General features: G+C 57.3%; 18 protein-coding genes. 11 read left to right on the top strand and 7 right to left on the bottom strand.

Annotated features, from left to right (window positions below; translation table 11 throughout):
• Positions 1-54: 54 nt before the first annotated feature.
• The gene (locus AC2FLD_RS12845) at positions 55-1,137 is read left to right on the top strand and encodes a DUF6456 domain-containing protein (protein ID WP_496673017.1); all 1,083 of its coding nucleotides are present in this window, start codon (positions 55-57) and stop codon (positions 1,135-1,137) included.
• A gap of 63 nt (positions 1,138-1,200) precedes the next feature.
• On the opposite strand, the gene AC2FLD_RS12850 is transcribed toward AC2FLD_RS12845, so the two are convergent.
• Positions 1,201-1,749, bottom strand: coding sequence for a peroxiredoxin (locus AC2FLD_RS12850; RefSeq protein WP_496673016.1), 549 nt, complete (start codon positions 1,747-1,749; stop codon positions 1,201-1,203).
• Between the two features lie 262 nt (positions 1,750-2,011).
• Here AC2FLD_RS12850 and lipA point away from each other — a divergent pair, with 262 nt between their 5' ends.
• Positions 2,012-2,962 (top strand): lipoyl synthase, encoded by a 951-nt coding sequence (gene lipA / locus AC2FLD_RS12855; RefSeq protein ID WP_496673013.1) that lies wholly within the window; start codon positions 2,012-2,014, stop codon positions 2,960-2,962.
• A complete protein-coding gene (locus AC2FLD_RS12860) occupies positions 2,959-4,110 on the top strand; it encodes an amidohydrolase (protein ID WP_496673011.1) in 1,152 nt (383 codons plus the stop codon). Before lipA ends, AC2FLD_RS12860 begins: the two co-directional genes overlap by 4 nt.
• A gap of 11 nt (positions 4,111-4,121) precedes the next feature.
• Here AC2FLD_RS12860 and AC2FLD_RS12865 read toward each other — a convergent pair whose 3' ends face one another.
• The gene (locus tag AC2FLD_RS12865; RefSeq protein ID WP_496673009.1) at positions 4,122-4,478 is read right to left on the bottom strand and encodes a hypothetical protein; all 357 of its coding nucleotides are present in this window, start codon (positions 4,476-4,478) and stop codon (positions 4,122-4,124) included.
• Between the two features lie 108 nt (positions 4,479-4,586).
• Entirely contained in the window at positions 4,587-5,129 is a 543-nt protein-coding gene (hpt, locus tag AC2FLD_RS12870) for a hypoxanthine phosphoribosyltransferase (protein WP_496673008.1), read from the bottom strand.
• 72 nt (positions 5,130-5,201) lie between these two features.
• On the opposite strand from hpt, the gene AC2FLD_RS12875 reads away from it, so the two are divergent.
• Positions 5,202-5,648: a type II toxin-antitoxin system RatA family toxin gene (locus AC2FLD_RS12875; protein WP_496673062.1), complete on the top strand. Its 447-nt coding sequence runs from the start codon at positions 5,202-5,204 to the stop codon at positions 5,646-5,648.
• Positions 5,649-5,685: 37 nt separating this feature from the next.
• Positions 5,686-6,978 (top strand): MmgE/PrpD family protein, encoded by a 1,293-nt coding sequence (locus tag AC2FLD_RS12880; protein WP_496673005.1) that lies wholly within the window; start codon positions 5,686-5,688, stop codon positions 6,976-6,978.
• On the opposite strand, the gene pyrC is transcribed toward AC2FLD_RS12880, so the two are convergent.
• A complete protein-coding gene (pyrC, locus tag AC2FLD_RS12885) occupies positions 6,975-8,012 on the bottom strand; it encodes a dihydroorotase (protein WP_496673003.1) in 1,038 nt (345 codons plus the stop codon). The genes AC2FLD_RS12880 and pyrC overlap by 4 nt on opposite strands.
• A gap of 161 nt (positions 8,013-8,173) precedes the next feature.
• On the opposite strand from pyrC, the gene AC2FLD_RS12890 reads away from it, so the two are divergent.
• Entirely contained in the window at positions 8,174-9,082 is a 909-nt protein-coding gene (locus AC2FLD_RS12890; RefSeq protein WP_496673000.1) for an AAA family ATPase, read from the top strand.
• A 58-nt stretch (positions 9,083-9,140) separates the two neighbouring features.
• Positions 9,141-10,400, top strand: coding sequence for a vWA domain-containing protein (locus tag AC2FLD_RS12895; protein ID WP_496673059.1), 1,260 nt, complete (start codon positions 9,141-9,143; stop codon positions 10,398-10,400).
• A 4-nt stretch (positions 10,401-10,404) separates the two neighbouring features.
• On the opposite strand, the gene AC2FLD_RS12900 is transcribed toward AC2FLD_RS12895, so the two are convergent.
• Complete coding sequence (locus tag AC2FLD_RS12900) at positions 10,405-10,905, bottom strand: hypothetical protein (RefSeq protein ID WP_050603522.1); 501 nt, start codon at positions 10,903-10,905, stop codon at positions 10,405-10,407.
• A 230-nt stretch (positions 10,906-11,135) separates the two neighbouring features.
• On the opposite strand from AC2FLD_RS12900, the gene AC2FLD_RS12905 reads away from it, so the two are divergent.
• Positions 11,136-12,104 carry an XdhC family protein gene (locus tag AC2FLD_RS12905; protein ID WP_496672998.1) on the top strand — a complete coding sequence of 323 codons (969 nt, stop codon included), beginning with the start codon at positions 11,136-11,138 and terminating at the stop codon, positions 12,102-12,104.
• Positions 12,101-13,102, top strand: coding sequence for a molybdopterin-binding protein (locus AC2FLD_RS12910; RefSeq protein ID WP_496672995.1), 1,002 nt, complete (start codon positions 12,101-12,103; stop codon positions 13,100-13,102). Before AC2FLD_RS12905 ends, AC2FLD_RS12910 begins: the two co-directional genes overlap by 4 nt.
• Before the next feature lie 32 nt (positions 13,103-13,134).
• Here the strand turns inward: AC2FLD_RS12910 and AC2FLD_RS12915 are convergent, their stop codons facing one another.
• A complete protein-coding gene (locus AC2FLD_RS12915; RefSeq protein WP_496672992.1) occupies positions 13,135-14,034 on the bottom strand; it encodes a MurR/RpiR family transcriptional regulator in 900 nt (299 codons plus the stop codon).
• Between the two features lie 84 nt (positions 14,035-14,118).
• Here AC2FLD_RS12915 and AC2FLD_RS12920 point away from each other — a divergent pair, with 84 nt between their 5' ends.
• Both AC2FLD_RS12920 and AC2FLD_RS12925 read left to right on the top strand, forming a co-directional pair.
• Positions 14,119-14,895, top strand: coding sequence for a beta-keto acid cleavage family enzyme (locus AC2FLD_RS12920; RefSeq protein WP_496672989.1), 777 nt, complete (start codon positions 14,119-14,121; stop codon positions 14,893-14,895).
• Positions 14,892-16,208, top strand: coding sequence for an aspartate aminotransferase family protein (locus tag AC2FLD_RS12925; RefSeq protein ID WP_496672986.1), 1,317 nt, complete (start codon positions 14,892-14,894; stop codon positions 16,206-16,208). The genes AC2FLD_RS12920 and AC2FLD_RS12925 overlap by 4 nt, the downstream gene beginning before the upstream one ends.
• A gap of 68 nt (positions 16,209-16,276) precedes the next feature.
• Here the strand turns inward: AC2FLD_RS12925 and infC are convergent, their stop codons facing one another.
• Positions 16,277-16,867 (bottom strand): translation initiation factor IF-3, encoded by a 591-nt coding sequence (infC, locus tag AC2FLD_RS12930; protein WP_496776605.1) that lies wholly within the window; start codon positions 16,865-16,867, stop codon positions 16,277-16,279.
• Positions 16,868-16,872 lie beyond the last annotated feature (5 nt).

A 16,872-nucleotide genomic window follows, 5' to 3' on the forward strand; every position in this document is an offset into this window, starting at 1 on the left:
CGCAATCCGAGGGCGAAAAGTGGCAGTTTGTTTTGTCGATGAGGGCAAATAATTATGGAAAACAACATGGCTTTCTCCATTCCGGCGTGGGTTCCAGAGGGGGGGCAAAGATACCTTGCTCATACCGAAACCGGCCGATCGATACGCGATATCGCTCGGTCAGCAGGATGCCATGCGTCAACGATCCTCAGGCAAATTCGGCGCATCGAAATGCGTCGCGACGATCCGTTGGTGGATGCCGCCCTGCAATCTTTGGCTGAAACGCATTTTTCGACACTGGGCGACGTCCGCAGTTCTTTGGAAACGTTCGATGAGACTGCCAAGGAAGAGGAATTTGAACGCGAAGCTCTTCGGATTCTGCGTCGTCTGAGCGAAACCGGATCCGTGCTTGCGGTGGCTGAGGAAATGGACAAGGCCGTTGTCGTTCGCGATACAGGCAATAGCGCTGCGACCAGAACAGCTGTTGTTGATTGCAAGATTGCCCAAGCCTTGGCCTTGAAAGACTGGATCAGCTGCGACAACCCGGGACGAATCTCGCGCTATCGGATATCTACGGCAGGAAGAACTGCACTTAGCCACTTGATTGCACAAGCGGCAAACAAGGCTCGGTCAGAGACGGATCCAGGCTTCGCGGAGGCACAAAACACGTTTCAGGCAAAGTCGTCTGCCGGGCTTGCCTCGGGTGTCAGTCGCATTCGCTACAGTGCGGCGGAAAGCCCTTTGATCGCCTTGTCCCGCCGCCGCGACCGGGATGGCAAGCCGTTTCTGGATGAAACACTCGTCAAAGCCGGTGAACGTCTGCGCGAAGACTTTGAGCTGGCGCAGATCGGCCCGCAGGTATCGCAGAACTGGGATCGTTTTCTGACTGCCGGAGGGCGGGGTGCCTATGACAGTGAATCGCATGGGGGCAAGGGGTTTTCTGATGCAAGGGATAGGGTGGCGCGCGCGCTTTCAGATCTGGGACCGGGGCTGAGTGATGTTGCGCTGCGCTGCTGCTGTTATCTTGAGGGGCTGGAGCTGGCAGAAAAGCGTATGGGGTGGTCAGCCCGATCTGGCAAGATTGTCCTGCGCATCGCTTTGCAAAGGCTCAAACAGCACTATAAAGAACAAGCCGACCGCGACCGCATGATTGGTTGAGTGACGCCAGAAACAAAAAAAGGCCCGCGCGAAGCGGGCCTTTTTTGTGTTTTTGGCTGTTGATCAGGCCATTTCCGGCTCTGCCGACGCTTGCAGATGCTTCATCAGGTTTTCGGGCGAAGACACGCCATAGGGATCTTCGGGGCAGTTATCCATCAGGCCGGGCTCTTCGAACCACGCCTCGACAACACCATCATTGACGATGGCGGCGTAACGCCATGAACGCATCCCGAAACCCAGATTGTCCTTGTCGACCAGCATGCCCATTTTTCGGGTGAATTCCGCCGATCCGTCTGGGATGACATCGACGTTTTTCAGGCCCTGATCCTGTGCCCATTTGTTCATCACGAAACTGTCGTTGACAGACATGCAATAGATTGCGTCGATCCCCTTGGCGGTGAAATCGGCATACCCATTTTCAAAACCGGGCAATTGGTAGGTCGAGCAGGTTGGAGTGAATGCACCCGGCAGCGAGAAAAGGACTACGCGCTTGCCGGCGAAATAGTCGGCTGTTGTCTTGTCTTCCCAGCGGAAAGGGTTTGGTCCTTCGACAGAGTCGTCGCGGACACGGGTGTGAAAGGTCACGTCAGGCAGTTTCGCGCCGGATTTCATGTTCAAGCTCCTGTGATTCACATGTGATTTTGTCGTGAATTAAAACAGTTCTAAATCGCATTCAATTGAGGAAATGCCGCATGCGCGAATAATAGCATTGTCGTGTTGCGCATTGAATTTAATCCGCAAACTCAGATCTCTTATTGTACTATTCTGCGTCAGCACAGTGACGTTGCATAGCGGCTATGCGTCGCTGGTGTAACGCTGCGCTTCTGTCTATGTTATGAGTAACAAGAGTTGACCCAAAGTCAGGAAAACCAACGTGCGAGATCTGAAGATCCCCGAACAGCGCCATCCGGAAAAAGCTCATCGTCCGGATAACGCACAGCCCAAGAAACCAAACTGGATCCGGGTCAAGGCACCCGGTGGAAAAGGCTATGCGGATACGCGGCGGATCATGCGCGACAACAATCTGGTGACTGTCTGCGAAGAAGCTGGTTGCCCCAACGTCGGCGAATGTTGGAGCCAGGGTCACGCCACCATGATGATCATGGGCGAGATTTGTACGCGCGGCTGTACCTTCTGCAACATTGCAACCGGTCGCCCAGACGACCTTGATGCGTTTGAGCCTGGTCGTGTGGCACACGCGGTTGAGAAGCTTGGTCTGAACCATGTGGTGATCACTTCGGTGGACCGGGACGATCTGAATGACGGCGGTGCCGAGCACTTTGCGCAGACTATTCGCGCAGTGCGTCATCGATCCCCTAAAACCACGATCGAAATTCTGACCCCGGACTTTTTGAAATGTGACGAGGACGTGCTGGAGGTCGTGGTTCAGGCGAAACCGGATGTGTTCAACCATAATCTGGAAACCGTGCCAGGTCTGTACCCCGAGGTACGACCAGGTGCGCGCTATTTCCATTCACTGCGACTGTTGCAGCGGGTGAAGGAGCTTGATCCGTCGATCTTCACCAAATCCGGCATCATGGTCGGATTGGGCGAAGAGGAACAGCAGGTGCGTCAGGTGATGGACGATATGCGCGCGGCGGATATCGATTTCTTGACCATCGGGCAGTACCTGCAACCGAGTCCGAAGCATCATGGTGTGGATCGTTTCGTCACACCGGAAGAGTTCGCCTCTTATGAAAAGGCGGCCTATGGCAAGGGTTTTCTGATGGTATCAGCGACGCCTCTGACCCGATCGTCTTACCACGCCGGTGACGATTTCGCGCGGCTGAGAGCCGCCCGGCAAGCAAAGTTGCAACAAGCGTGACACCAGAACTGTTCGCGCGGCTAACCCGCCTGCGCCGCGAATTGCACCAAAACCCTGAACTCTCGGGGCAGGAGGAGCAAACTGCGGCGCGGATTGCTGATGTTTTGCGCGAAACCGGAGCAGATCGTGTTCTGACGGGCGTCGGCGGGCACGGGGTGGTTGCGGTTTTTGAAAGTGGCAAGCCGGGCCCAGCAGTGGGTATTCGCTGCGAATTGGACGGCCTGCCGATTCAGGAGCTTTCAGACCTGCCATACGTGTCTCAGATCAAAGGCAAAGGGCACCTTTGCGGTCATGATGGCCACATGGCAATGGTGTTGGGCGTAGCCGAAGCGCTGAAGGAACAGCGACCGAAAAAGGGCCGCGTTGTTCTGATCTTTCAACCTGCAGAAGAGACGGGCCATGGGGCCATCGCGTTCAGGGCTGATCCACAATTTTCTGAAATATCGCCAGATATCGTGCTGTCCCTCCATAACCTACCGGGGTTGGAACTTGGTGTGGTTGAACTCTGTGCAGGACCTGCAAACTGTGCCTCACGTGGTATACAGATTTTATTGACGGGTAAGACGTCACACGCGGCTGCCCCACAGGATGGAGTTTCACCGGCAGGTGCCTTGTCGGTACTGATGCCCGCTTTGGCCGAACTGGGGGCAGGCGGCGAGTTGAATGATGACTATGCCTTGACCACTGTCACGCATGCAAATTTGGGTGAGCGTACTGTAGGTGTTGCCCCTGGGCGGGCAGAGCTATGGGTGACGCTGCGCACAGTCTCGGATCGCCGGATGACGCGACTGATGACTGATGCCGAAGCGATGGTGCACGAGACAGCGCAGGCAGAAGGATTGACGGTAGAGATCACCTATGACGAAGTGTTCGAAGCCTGCGTCAATCATCCGGAAACCGTCTCAATTCTGAGGCAATCCTGTTTCGATCAGGGAATTGAATGCCGGCTGGTCGATCAGCCGCAACGGTTTTCAGAGGATTTTGGACAGTTTGCCAAAAGCGCAAGAGCTGCCATGTTCTGGTTGGGATCAGGGCGGGATCATCCGCAACTGCACAATCCGGATTACGACTTCCCGGATGCGTTGATACCTGTAGGGACTGGGATTTTCCTTAACGGTATTGATGCTATTCTTCGAGACGAGCACTAGCGTCGATCCATTCAATTGGCCAGATCACCAACAATTCCAACAGCTTCTATGACTGTCTTCGTGTCATCTGAGATCGATAAAACTTCATCATCTACCCGGATATAGCGCTGACCGGGTCCCAACGGCTTAAGCTTCCAGTTGTCGAGGTCGTCGATGTAGTCAAAACTCAGATCATCCGGCAACTTCTGGCCACGCGTGTATCTTTTGATTTGACCGGGTGGAACAGCTTTGCCGTTTGACTTGATAGATTTCTCTACCTTGTTTTTGTTGGCACCTTGCCCTTTGCCTTTATTGTCCTTTGCGGCACCCGAACTTGCAAGTGCCACGATCGCCATAACCACACCGGCTGTCGCAACAATACGCTTCATCAATAACCCTCCTAAGTTGTTAGGAAGGGTAATGGTGCGCAATCGAGTCTGTCTATAAATAATCTTGTATTTGAATTTTATGGGCCAGGTAGTACTGGGAAGTCACATCTAGTTTCCAGTAAATCGAACCTTACCAATAAAAGGCAAATTACGGTTTCGCTGTGCGTAGTCGATGCCGTACCCCACAACAAACTCGTCCGGGATTTCGAATCCGATCCAGTCTGACCGGAAATCCACCTCGCGGCGGCTGGGTTTGTCGAGCAGTGCAATGGATTTCAGGCGCGAAGGTTTGCGACTTTGCAGCAGCTTGGTGACGTGATTCAGCGTGTGGCCGGTGTCAACAATATCTTCCACAACCAACACGTCTCGCCCTTCAATAGCGCCGCGCAAGTCTTTGAGAATACGTACTTCTCTACTGCTCTCCATCGCATCCCCGTACGAAGATGCTTCAAGGAAATCCACTTCAATGGGAAGATCCAGTTCGCGTACCAGATCTGCGATGAACACAAAGCTGCCGCGCAGCAGACCAACGACCACCAGCTTGTCGGTGCCACCGAATTCTGCAGTGATCTCGCGGCACAACTCCTCGATTCGGGCGGCGATGGCCTTGGCCGAGATCATCTCATCTATCACATATGCGCGGTCAGTCATCGCAGCCCCCTTGATCTTTGGCGCGCAACATACGACATGACGCGCCATTGTCACCTGCAAATACCGGACGCCATGCCTATCCATTCGGAAAACCGCCACCTGCCATACACCGCCCAGCAAATGTATGATCTGGTTGCCGACGTGGCCAATTATCCCCAGTTTTTGCCCTGGTGCGCCGCGGCCCGTATACGCAAGACCTTTGTGGCAGGTGAGGCCGAGGTGATGGAGGCCGATCTGGTGATCTCGTTCAAAGTGTTCCGCGAACGATTTGGCAGCCGGGTGACTCTGTTCGCGGATCAGAAGAAGATCGATACCGAATATCTGGATGGCCCGTTCAAATACATGAAATCCGACTGGCAGTTCGATGACGCGCCGGATGGAGGCTGCAATATCTCGTTCCATGTGGATTTCGAGTTCAAGAATGCGATCCTGCAGGGGATCATCGGCGTCGTGTTCAACGAAGCCATGCAGCGGATCGTACGCGCGTTCGAGGCACGGGCCCAAGAACTCTACGGCTAGGTCTTTACGCGACTACGGCGCACGCTAGACTGCGCCCATGACGGATTTTACAGCATCATTGGCCGCGTTTGCAGCCGGCCCGATTTCAACGACATCTCAGGCGCGGATTGTCACGTCTCTGTCTGTTCTGGACTGGATTGCGGTCGGTCGTGCAGGCGCAAACGAACCTGTCTCATCCATCATCCGTGAGATGGTTCTGGAGGACGGCGGCAATGTACAGGCCCATCTTTTTGGCGGTGGAGCGGCGCCATTGCGCGGAGCGGCGCTGGTGAATGGCACCGTGTCTCATGCGCTGGATTATGACGACACGCATTTCGCACATATTGGGCATCCGTCAGTTGCCATCCTGCCTGCTGCCCTTGCCGTGTCTGAGTGGGATGACCGCATACTGGTTGATTTGCTCGAAGCCGCACTGGTCGGGATGGAAAGCTCGATCCGCGTTGGATTGTGGTTGGGTCGGGGGCACTACCAGGTCGGGTTTCATCAGACGGCCACATCCGGTGCGTTTGGGGCCGCTGTCGCCGCAGGGCGGTTGTTGGGCTTCGATACGAACAAGATGCGGTCTGTTCTGGGTCTGACGGCAACTCGAACAGCCGGGCTGAAAGCCCAGTTTGGGACGATGGGCAAGCCTTATAACGCGGGTCTAGCCGCCGCCGCCGGGGTCGAAACAGCCTTGCTGGTACAGCGCGGGTTTCAGGCCAACGCCGACGCGCTGGAAGGTCCTTTTGGCTTTGGTGCGACCCATCACGGCACATCGGATCCAAGCGCACTAGATGGTTTGAGTGATGAATGGCTGTTTGAAAGTGTCAGCCACAAGTTCCACGCCTGTTGCCATGGTTTGCATGCCGCGCTCGAGGCGGCGCGGCAACTGGATATCGCAGAACCCGAAGTGGCCGAAATCAAGATCAAGACCCACCCCCGCTGGATGAGTGTGTGCAATCAGCTTACACCTGAAACCGGGTTGGGGGCCAAATTCTCATATCGTACAGTAATCGCGATGCAGGCTTTGGGATATGATACTGCCTTGCCGGGAAGCTATACGGACAAGGTCTGCGCCGACCCCCGCATAAAGTCCTTACGCGACCGTATCACAGTCGAAGCAGATGATAGTTTGTCAGAGACGCAGGCGCAGCTGGCTTTGCTGCGCCGTGACGGTATCCGCCGCGAGGCAACGCAGGATCTGTTGACCCCGATGTCGCTGCCGGACCGAGAGGACCGCGTGCGCGCCAAAGCGGCCAAGCTGATCGGAGCGGAAGAGGCGGACGCGATCTGGTCAATGCTACGCACCGGAGGCCGCGCCCGCGATCTGGCTTCCAAACTGGCGGGTTAAACCACGCGCCAGTGCAGCGGAAAACCGGGATCAAACACGGTGACGGGCCCGTCGTCAGTTTCGATCTTGTCGGGGTACTCGACCGGCGCGCCCTTGGTCAGCGTGATGCTGTCTTCGTTCACGGGCAGGCGATAAAACGCAGGCCCGTTCAGCGAAACGAAGCCTTCCAGTTTGTCCAAAGCGTCTTCACGATCGAACATCTCGGCGACCAGGGACATGGTGTTGGTCGCCGTGAAGCAACCTGCGCAGCCACAGGCCATTTCCTTGTTGTCATCCGTATGCGGTGCGCTGTCGGTGCCAAGGAAAAAACGCGGATCGCCCGAGGTTGCAGCTTTCAACAACTCCAGCCGATGCTCTTCGCGTTTGGCGACAGGCAGGCAGTAGTAATGCGGTTTGATCCCACCGACCAGAATGTGGTTGCGGTTGATGATCAGGTGATGCGCAGTGATCGTCGCGCCCAAGTCAGCCTCATTGGCTTTGACATACTGAACACCGTCGCGGGTGGTGATATGTTCCATCACGACGCGCAGGCCCGGAGTGGCCCTGCGGATTGGATCCAGAACGCGGTCGATGAACACGGCCTCGCGGTCAAAGATGTCGATCTCGGCATCAGTCACTTCGCCATGCACGCACAGGGGCAGGCCGATCTCGGCCATTCTCTCAAGCACGGGTCGAACATTGTCGAAGTTCCTTACGCCGGAATGCGAATTGGTCGTGGCCCCGGCAGGATAAAGTTTGACCGCCTTGACCAGTCCGCTCGCATGGGCGGCGGCCAGATCGTCTGGGTCCGTATCCTCGGTCAGATAGAGGGTCATCAGCGGTTCAAACGTCATCCCTTCGGGCAACGCCGTCATAATGCGGTCCCGATAGGCGGCGGCGTCTGCGCCGGTCACAACCGGAGGCACCAGATTGGGCATTATGATCGCGCGGCCAAAATGGCGCGCGGTTTCGGGCAGGACGGCCTGCAGCATGGCGCCATCGCGCAAGTGCAGATGCCAGTCGTCGGGGCGGCGGATCGTAAGGGTATCGGTCATGGCTTTCCGCTAGCATAGCCGCTGGCAAAGACCAACCACGACCGAGCCTCGTGGTGAAAAAACTTGTCAACCAACCCGAACGTCGTAGCTCTGACGTGGCGCGAGGTCTTGACGCACAGGTCCGCGCGTGACCTGTTTGTCCGCTAAGGAGAGAGGGTTCCATGACGCAACCAAATTCAATCGATGCCGTGCAGCAGATGTTGGGAGCCCAGGGCTATGTCTGCGGACGCGCCCTTGCGACTGTTGTGTTTTTGGCGCTGAAACTGGGCCGACCGCTGTTTCTGGAAGGCGAAGCGGGTGTTGGGAAAACCGAGATCGCCAAAGCCCTTGCCTCCGGCCTGAATCGTCGCCTGATCCGACTGCAATGCTATGAAGGTCTCGATGCGTCCTCCGCCGTCTACGAATGGAATTTTCCGGCGCAGATGGTTGCAATCCGAACGGCTGAGGCGTCGGGTGGGGCAGATCGGGGCGCATTGCAGTCCGAATTGTTCTCGGACGAATACTTGATTGAACGCCCGTTGCTGCAAGCCATGCGGCCTGATGAACACGGCGCACCGGTTCTGCTAATCGATGAACTGGACCGGACCGATGAACCTTTTGAAGCTTTCCTACTTGAGGCTCTCAGCGATTTTCAGGTTACTATCCCGGAATTGGGTACGATCAAAGCACCTGAGCCACCCATTGTCGTCGTCACGTCAAACCGCACGCGCGAGGTGCATGACGCCCTCAAACGCCGCTGCCTTTATCATTGGGTCGACTACCCGGATTTCGAGCGCGAGATTGAAATCCTGCACGCCCGTGCACCAGAAGCAGCCGATGCTCTCAGCCGTGAAGTGGTGGCTTTTGTTCAACGTTTACGCACCGAGGATCTGTTCAAGAAACCCGGCGTGGCCGAAACCATTGACTGGGCCAAGTGTTTGCTGGCGCTGGATGTGATGAACCTGAGCCCAGAGGTGATCGGCGACACGCTGGGTGCAATCCTGAAGTACCAGGACGACATTCAGAAACTGCAGGGGTCCGAGGCAAAACGCATTCTCGACGAGGCCAAAGCCACCCTCGAACCAGCCTGATGCTTCATCTTTTCCCAAATACTCCGGGGGTATGGGGGCAGCGCCCCCATGGTTGCTGATGGCCGAGCAACTGCCACTGGATATCCCGGATAACCCAAAGCTGGCGCAGAATATCACCCATTTTGCCCGTGCGCTCAGAAAGGCGGGGCTGCCAATCGGCCCGGGGCGCGTGATTGATGCGATCCGCGCGGTGCAGGCGGCAGGGTTTACCGAGAAACGAGATTTTTACTGGACACTGCATGCCTGTTTCGTGAACCGCCCGGAACACCGCACGGTATTTGCGCAAGTTTTCCGAATGTACTGGCGCGATCCGCGATACATGGAACATATGATGGCCATGATGCTGCCCGCCATTCGTGGCGTTCAGGAAGAGCGCAAGGCCGATGCTGGTGAAAAACGCGCCGCCGAGGCGCTGTTGGACGGTGTCGAACAAGAAGTGCCTGAACCAGCCGCGCAAGATGAAGGTGAAACCGAAATCGAAATTGACGCCACTCAGACGGCGTCATCAGAGGAACGTCTGCGCAATCTGGATTTCGAACAGATGAGCACGGCTGAAATCGCGCAAGCCAAACGTGTTTTGGCGCGAATGACCCTGCCGGTCAAACCCATCGAGTCGCGACGTGGGCAGGCCAGCCATCTGGGGCACCGTATCGACCGCGCCCGCACATTGCGTGCAGCGATGCGACAAGGCGGCGAGCTGCGTGACATCGCCAAGCTTCAGCCCAAGCCGCGCTGGCCCAATCTTATCGCGCTGTGTGATATTTCTGGATCGATGAGCCAATACAGCCGGATCATCTTGCATTTCCTGCACACGGTTTCCAACGCCAAGGGTGCGGGTTGGGCCAAGGTTCATGCTTTCACCTTTGGCACGCGCCTGACCAACATCACCCGCCACCTGCATCAACGGGATGTGGATGCAGCACTTGCCGCTGCCGGAGCCGAGGCGCAGGACTGGGAAGGGGGCACGCGCATCGGGGACTGTTTGCACCAGTTCAACCGCGACTGGTCTCGCCGCGTCATGGGGCAAGGGGCGGTTGTTCTGCTGATCACCGACGGACTGGAACGAGGCGACCCGGAGACCCTACAGAAAGAGATTGAGCGCTTGCACCTGTCTTCAAGACGCCTGATCTGGCTGAATCCGCTTTTGCGTTGGGATGGGTTCGCTCCTAAAGCGCAAGGGGTGGCTGCAATGCTGCCGCATGTCGACAGTTTCCGGGCAGGGCATTCGATTGCATCGCTCGAAGATTTGGCCGCCGTGATCTCACACCCCGACGACCAGGGGCAGAAAGCCCGGCTGATGGCCGCGCTTTCCGGTTAAACGCTTACGACAGCTGCTCTGCGTTGCACTTGCGTGCCATTTCCATGGCCTTGTACGTGCCGGTCAGGTCGACTGTGAACGCATACGCTGTCTCGGGGAACACGATCATCACCTTTTTCTTGGCGAGGTCATCCGCAAATTGGGGATCGTCCGACAGGACATACCCGCCTGAATAGCCCTTTGTGATGTTGCCCTTCATACCGGTGGCTTCACCCAGATAAATATTGTCCCCAATCAGGATAGCGACTTCTTGCGTTTCGCCCCGTTTGATATCGGTGTCAGCTTTGGTGAACACACCGACATAGCCAACACCGCGGTCTTCGGTCAGACCCATCTGAACGACGTTTTCCGCATCGTCCACAGCTTCGATCAGGCAGGATTTCTTCTCGTTGTCGATAAAGACTTTCCAGCCTTCAACCTCACCATAGCGTTCGAACGTATCAGCCCACGCCGCGGTCGAGGCCAACATGCCAACCGCTGCGCCCAGTGTAAGAAAAAGTTTCAACTGCTTGTCTCCGATCTACGAATTTCTGGATATGCATTCCGGTCAAACTACCGGTTGTGGGCGCAGGCTAAAGCTCTGATCGCTAACAATCAATGCTATGATTTATTGAATGCGGCGAAGGTGTTCGTGGCATCAAAAGGGGCCAAATATAGACGTTTTGGCAAGGCAGCCGCGCTTTTCATCCTGGCAATCCTGCTTATGTTGGAAACGGACAACATCTGGAGGGTCTGATGGAGCGATTCGACAACAGCCCGGAAACGGCCTTGGACTGGCACCGCAGCGGGCGGGGCGCGGCCCTGGCGACGGTTGTCGAAACCTGGGGCAGCGCGCCTCGGCGCGTTGGGTCGCAACTGGTGATCGGTGGCGACGGGCGGATCGAAGGATCGGTTTCTGGTGGCTGCGTGGAAGGCGCGGTGATCGTCGAAGCACTTGAAGCCTTGGACGAAGGCGAAGCCCGGCTATTGGAATTTGGCGTCAGCGATGATGATGCCTTTGCCGTGGGGCTGGCCTGCGGCGGAACGATCCGCGTTCTGGTCGAACCCATTGGGAAAGTCCTGCCCGAGCGCATGCTGGCGGAACTGGTCGCGGCCCGCGCCACGCGCGCGCCCGTGGCGTATGAGGTAAACACTAATACCGGACACAGGGCCTTGCGTCGCAACGCCTATGCCGATCGGTTGCGTATGGACCGGTCGGGTTTTGAAGAGGACGGCGAGACCTTTGTGGCCGTTCACAATCCGCCTTTGCGGTTGATCGTTGTGGGGGCCGTCCATATCGCACAGGCCCTTGTGCCCATGGCGCGCATTGCGGGCTATGATCCGGCGATCATTGATCCACGCGATGCATTTGCATCCAGCGCACGCTTTCCGGGGGAAACGATCCTGACCGATTGGCCGGATGAAGCGGTCGCCAGGCTGGGGCTGGATGCGCGGACCGCTATCGTCTTGCTGACCCATGATCCCAAGCTGGACGACCCGGCGCTGCAAGCGGCACTTGACGCAGGTGTCTTCTATATTGGCGCTCTGGGGTCGACACGCACCCATGCCAAGCGCGTTGATCGCATGAAAGCCGCAGGTTTCACCGAGTCGCAGATCTCCAGAATTCACGGCCCCGTCGGTCTGGATATTGGTGCTGCCGGGCCCTCGGAAATCGCTGTCGCCATTCTGGCTGAGATGACAGCGGTTCTTCGGGGCAAAGCATGAGGTTTGGGCCGGTTCCCGTTTCTCAGGCAGAAGGGGCCATCCTGGCGCATTCGGTGACAGCAGGTGGGCGTAAGCTGCGCAAAGGTTTGGCATTACAGGCCGAGCATATCGCGCAGCTGGCGCAATCCGGGCTGAGCGAAGTGATCGTCGCGCGTCTCGAACCTGGTGATTGCCACGAAGACGAAGCTGCGCGTGCCTTGGCGGCAGCTCTTGCGCCTGATGCCGCCGCGGCCAACCTGCGCGTGACCGAGGCGTTTACTGGTCGGGTCAACCTTTTGGCGGATGGACCGGGGGTGGCCGTGCTGGATGTCGCGGCGCTTGAGCGGTTCAACGAAGTCAATCCGATGATCACAGTGGCCACGGTACCACAGCATCAGCAGATGGGACCAGGCGGTATGGTGGCGACCATCAAGGTCATCTCTTACGCCGTGCCCGAAGAGGATGTTCGACGTGCTGCCACTTTGGCCCAGCGCGCAATCCGTCTGGCGTGCCCGGTTCACCAAACAGCCGGGCTCATCGTAACGGACATTCAGGGTGGTCCGTCGAACGAGAAGGGGATTGCCGCTATTCGCGGTCGGGTCGAGTTGCTGGATATGGAGCTTTGTGATGTGCGGACCGTCCCGCACCGGGTCGACGCTCTGGCCGAAGCGGTCTCGCAAAGTGATGGCGATGTGCTGATGATCCTGACAGGATCGGCGACGTCGGACACTGAAGATGTGGCGCCCTCGGCTGTGCGTTTGGCCGGCGGGCAGGTGGATCGCTTTGGGATGCCGGTGGATCCGGGAAACCTGCTGTTTTTGGGGGCCTTGCAGGATCGCCCGGTCATTGGATTGCCAGGCTGCGCGCGCTCTCCGGCGTTGAACGGCGCCGATTGGGTTCTGTCCCGTGTTGCGTGTGGAATCGAGACAAACGGAGCTGACATTGCGGCGATGGGTGTTGGTGGGCTGCTCAAGGAAATCCCGACCAGGCCGCAGCCACGTGCCAAACGCAAAAACTGACATCTTGTTCGTGCGCGAACCGCATCGCGGTTTCAGGGTTTCCTCAGCTTTGGTAAAACCCCGGGCTGCCAATATGCCCCCGTGTCCTCCCGCGCTTTTTGGTACTGTTCCACACGTGTCCGGGCTTCTCTACCGCTGGCCTCAAAAAGATGCCCTAGTAGACATTCCAGAACCGCCATCGCGCCGGAAAAGCTTGAGAATGGGTGCAACGTGCGGGTGCTGACAGGCAGGACCACATCCGGTTCGACCCCCGGCGCGATCACCTCGCTATCCGACAACAGCACGATGCGCATGGACCGGTCGCGGGCAAAGCGCATCGATTGGATCGTGTCGGCTGAGTAGGGATGGACGGTGATGGCAAACAGGCAATCCTCAGCCGTGGCTTCGACCAAATCGTCAATGGCTGACCCCATGTGACGGGGCACCAGCTGCAACCCGGGATGCGCCATGCGGCCTGCATAGTGAAAGTAATAGGCCAGCGCGTGGCTGGACCGTGTCGCGGTCACGTAACAGCGCCGCGCGGAAACCATGTAGCCAATGGCTTGTTGTGTCAGATGCGGATCCATCAAACGCAGGGATCGCGAAACGACGTTCGTCTCGTTCTGAGCGAACTTGGCCTGTGCCAGATGGAACGGGTCTTGCCCCGCCGGATTCTCCAACCAACTTTGCCCCAGCCGGTCTTCACTGTCTGTCGTCAGAGCGCGGCGAAACGGTTGGCGAAACGCATCGAAGCTGTCAAAGCCCATGCGTTGCGCAAGCCGGACCAACACGTTTGAACTGATGCCGATCCTGTCGGCGGTTGCGCGGATCGGGTTCAGTCCAAAGTCACCGGGATGGTCGACGATATACTTCGCCGCGACCTGCATTTGCGCCGGCATCTGATCGATCTCGCGCCTTAATTGATCTGTAAGTGCCGTAAGGGTAGGGGTCATGCGAAAAATAAAACATATGTTTTCTATTGCGTAAATTGAAAACGAATGATGCGAGGTCTAGCTGCAACTCAGGAAGAGGAAAGCATGATGACAGCCAACTCCGCTGAAGACAATAACACCCCCTATATCCTGGTCGCGCCAAATGGCGCGCGGCGGACGGCAGCGGATCATCCTGCCATTCCGGTTACGATGGACGAAATCGTCGAAACCGCGCGGGTCTGCCAACGTGCAGGTGCGCATGGGGTTCATGTTCATGTACGGGACGCGAATGGTCAGCATTCTCTGGACGCCGGATCGTATCGCGAAACGGTGGCCGAGTTGCATCGTGTCGCGCCAGGGCTGGATGTTCAAATCACAACCGAAGCGGCGGGGGTGTTCGACGTTCCCGCGCAGCTTGCCTGCTTGGAGCAGGTGCAACCGGACTGGGCGTCGATTTCGATACGAGAGATTGCGCGCGACCCGGATCTAGCGCCTCGGGTCTATGCTCTCTGCGCCGATCAGGGGACGCGGGTGCAGCATATTCTGTACGATGCAGAGGACGCGCGGCTGTTGGACCAATGGCAGCGGGATGGCATTGTGCAGGCAAATCAGACAGACCGATTGCTGGTTCTGGGACGCTATAGCGAAGGTCAGCAATCGGTACCGGCAGATCTGGATGCCTTCCCGGATTGTCCAAACCGCTGGATGATCTGCGCGTTCGGCACACAGGAACACGCCTGTCTGACCGAGGCTGCGCGGCGCGGGGGCGATGTGCGGGTCGGATTTGAAAACAGCCTGACGGGGCCGGATGGCACGCCTTGGGCGGATAATGCGGCCTCGGTCGCAGCTTTGGTTGAATTGCTTGGAAAGGCCAAGACATGAGTCACGTATTCCCGCGCCACACCAAATCAAATCTGCCCGTCGCGGCAGGTGGGGATGGCTGTTATCTGATCGACGCGCAAGGCAAGCGGTACCTGGACTGCGGTGACGCGGCCGTGTCTTGCCTGGGACATTCCAACGACGCAGTGATCCGCGCCGTGCAAGAGCAGGTCGAACAGATCGCCTTCGCCCATAGCGGCTTCATGACGTCTGAACCGGCCGAAGCACTGGCGGATCTGTTGATCCAGCACGCGCCCGGCGATTTGGATCGCGTTTATTTTGTATCGGGTGGATCCGAGGCAACCGAGGCGGCAATCAAACTGGCGCGTCAGTACTTTCTTGAAATAAGTCAGCCTGAGCGGCGGCATGTCATCGCGCGCAAACAAAGCTATCACGGCAACACGCTGGGCGCTTTGTCCGCCGGGGGCAACGCCTGGAGACGGGCTCAGTTTGCGCCGATGCTGATCGAGATGACCCATATATCGGCCTGTTATGAATACGCCGAAAAACCCGAAGGTGAGAGCAGCTTTGACTATGGTCAACGCGTTGCCAACGAGCTTGAGGCCGAAATCCTGCGTCTGGGGCCGGACACGGTTATGGCTTTCATGGCAGAGCCAGTTGTTGGCGCAACTCTTGGCGCAGTTCCTGCGGTTGAGGGTTACTTCAAACGTATCCGGGAAATCTGCGATCAATATGGGGTGCTATTGATCTTGGATGAGGTGATGTGCGGTATGGGGCGCACGGGCCACCTGTTTGCTTGCAATCATGACGGTATTGCGCCGGATATTCTGTGTATCGCCAAAGGGTTGGGGGCCGGATATCAACCGATCGGAGCTATGCTTTGCACCGGCGCAATCTATGATGCAATTCGGGATGGGTCAGGGTTTTTTCAACACGGGCACACCTACATCGGCCATCCGGTTGCCACGGCTGCGGCGCTCGCGGTCGTCCGTGAACTGACGGATCGGGATTTGCCAGCCCGCGCCGGGGTCATGGGAGACAAAGTGCAATCGGCCCTGGAGGCCGCGTTTGGTCAGCACCCGAATGTGGGCGATCTGCGCGGGCGCGGTTTGTTCCGGGGGATCGAGCTGGTGTCGGATCGGGGCACCAAAGCACCGTTCAATCCGTCCATGGGCATCGCCGGCAAGGTAAAAAAAGCTGCGATGGCCGAAGGCTTGATCTGTTATCCCATGGCAGGCACGCGGGATGGCCGCAACGGGGATCACATCCTGCTGGCGCCTCCGTTTATTGTCGAAGACGCGCAGGTTGACGAGCTTGTCGGCAAACTGGAACGGGCATTGAACGCCGTCATCTAACGGCTGCAGAAACGAAAAGGCTCTCGCCATTCCGGCGAGAGCCTGAGATCTTGCAGCCCTTGTTTGGCTTATTTCTGCGGAAGCGGGCCGATCATCATGATCATCTGACGGCCTTCCATCTTAGGCATGTTTTCGATCTTACCAAGGTCTTTGATGTCCTCAGCAACACGTTCCAGCAACTCGCGGCCCAAGTTCTGGTGCGCCATTTCGCGGCCACGGAAGCGAAGGGTAACCTTGACCTTGTCGCCGTTCTCCAGAAACTTGAACACATTACGCATCTTCACATCATAGTCATGCGTGTCGGTGTTGGGTCGGAACTTGACTTCTTTCACCTCGATGACTTTTTGCTTTTTGCGGGCTTCGCTTTCGCGCTTTTGTTGTTCGTATTTATATTTGCCGAAGTCCATGATCTTGCAGACCGGAGGGTTCGCATTGGGCGAAATCTCAACCAGATCAAGACCGGCATCTGCGGCCATTTGCATGGCTTTGGCGGGATGAACCACCCCGACATTTTCACCTTCGGCGCCAATCAGGCGAATTTCGGGGGCACGGATCTTATCATTGACGCGCGGGCCGGTGTCACGTTGAGGCGGCGCGTTGTGAGGTCTGCGAGCTATGGGTTCATTCCTTTGATGATTGCAGAATTTCGAGCCCGGAATTTAAA

The sequence above is a fragment of the Ruegeria sp. CDSA021 genome, assembly GCF_059612325.1.

Coding starts and splice junctions, on each gene's coding strand:
- AC2FLD_RS12845 (WP_496673017.1), top strand. CDS start 55: ATGGAAAACAACATGGCTTTCTCCATTCCGGCGTGGGTTCCAGAGGGG.
- AC2FLD_RS12850 (WP_496673016.1), bottom strand. CDS start 1,749: ATGAAATCCGGCGCGAAACTGCCTGACGTGACCTTTCACACCCGTGTC.
- AC2FLD_RS12865 (WP_496673009.1), bottom strand. CDS start 4,478: ATGAAGCGTATTGTTGCGACAGCCGGTGTGGTTATGGCGATCGTGGCA.
- hpt (WP_496673008.1), bottom strand. CDS start 5,129: ATGACTGACCGCGCATATGTGATAGATGAGATGATCTCGGCCAAGGCC.
- AC2FLD_RS12875 (WP_496673062.1), top strand. CDS start 5,202: ATGCCTATCCATTCGGAAAACCGCCACCTGCCATACACCGCCCAGCAA.
- AC2FLD_RS12880 (WP_496673005.1), top strand. CDS start 5,686: ATGACGGATTTTACAGCATCATTGGCCGCGTTTGCAGCCGGCCCGATT.
- pyrC (WP_496673003.1), bottom strand. CDS start 8,012: ATGACCGATACCCTTACGATCCGCCGCCCCGACGACTGGCATCTGCAC.
- AC2FLD_RS12890 (WP_496673000.1), top strand. CDS start 8,174: ATGACGCAACCAAATTCAATCGATGCCGTGCAGCAGATGTTGGGAGCC.
- AC2FLD_RS12895 (WP_496673059.1), top strand. CDS start 9,141: ATGGCCGAGCAACTGCCACTGGATATCCCGGATAACCCAAAGCTGGCG.
- AC2FLD_RS12905 (WP_496672998.1), top strand. CDS start 11,136: ATGGAGCGATTCGACAACAGCCCGGAAACGGCCTTGGACTGGCACCGC.
- AC2FLD_RS12910 (WP_496672995.1), top strand. CDS start 12,101: ATGAGGTTTGGGCCGGTTCCCGTTTCTCAGGCAGAAGGGGCCATCCTG.
- AC2FLD_RS12915 (WP_496672992.1), bottom strand. CDS start 14,034: ATGACCCCTACCCTTACGGCACTTACAGATCAATTAAGGCGCGAGATC.
- AC2FLD_RS12920 (WP_496672989.1), top strand. CDS start 14,119: ATGATGACAGCCAACTCCGCTGAAGACAATAACACCCCCTATATCCTG.
- AC2FLD_RS12925 (WP_496672986.1), top strand. CDS start 14,892: ATGAGTCACGTATTCCCGCGCCACACCAAATCAAATCTGCCCGTCGCG.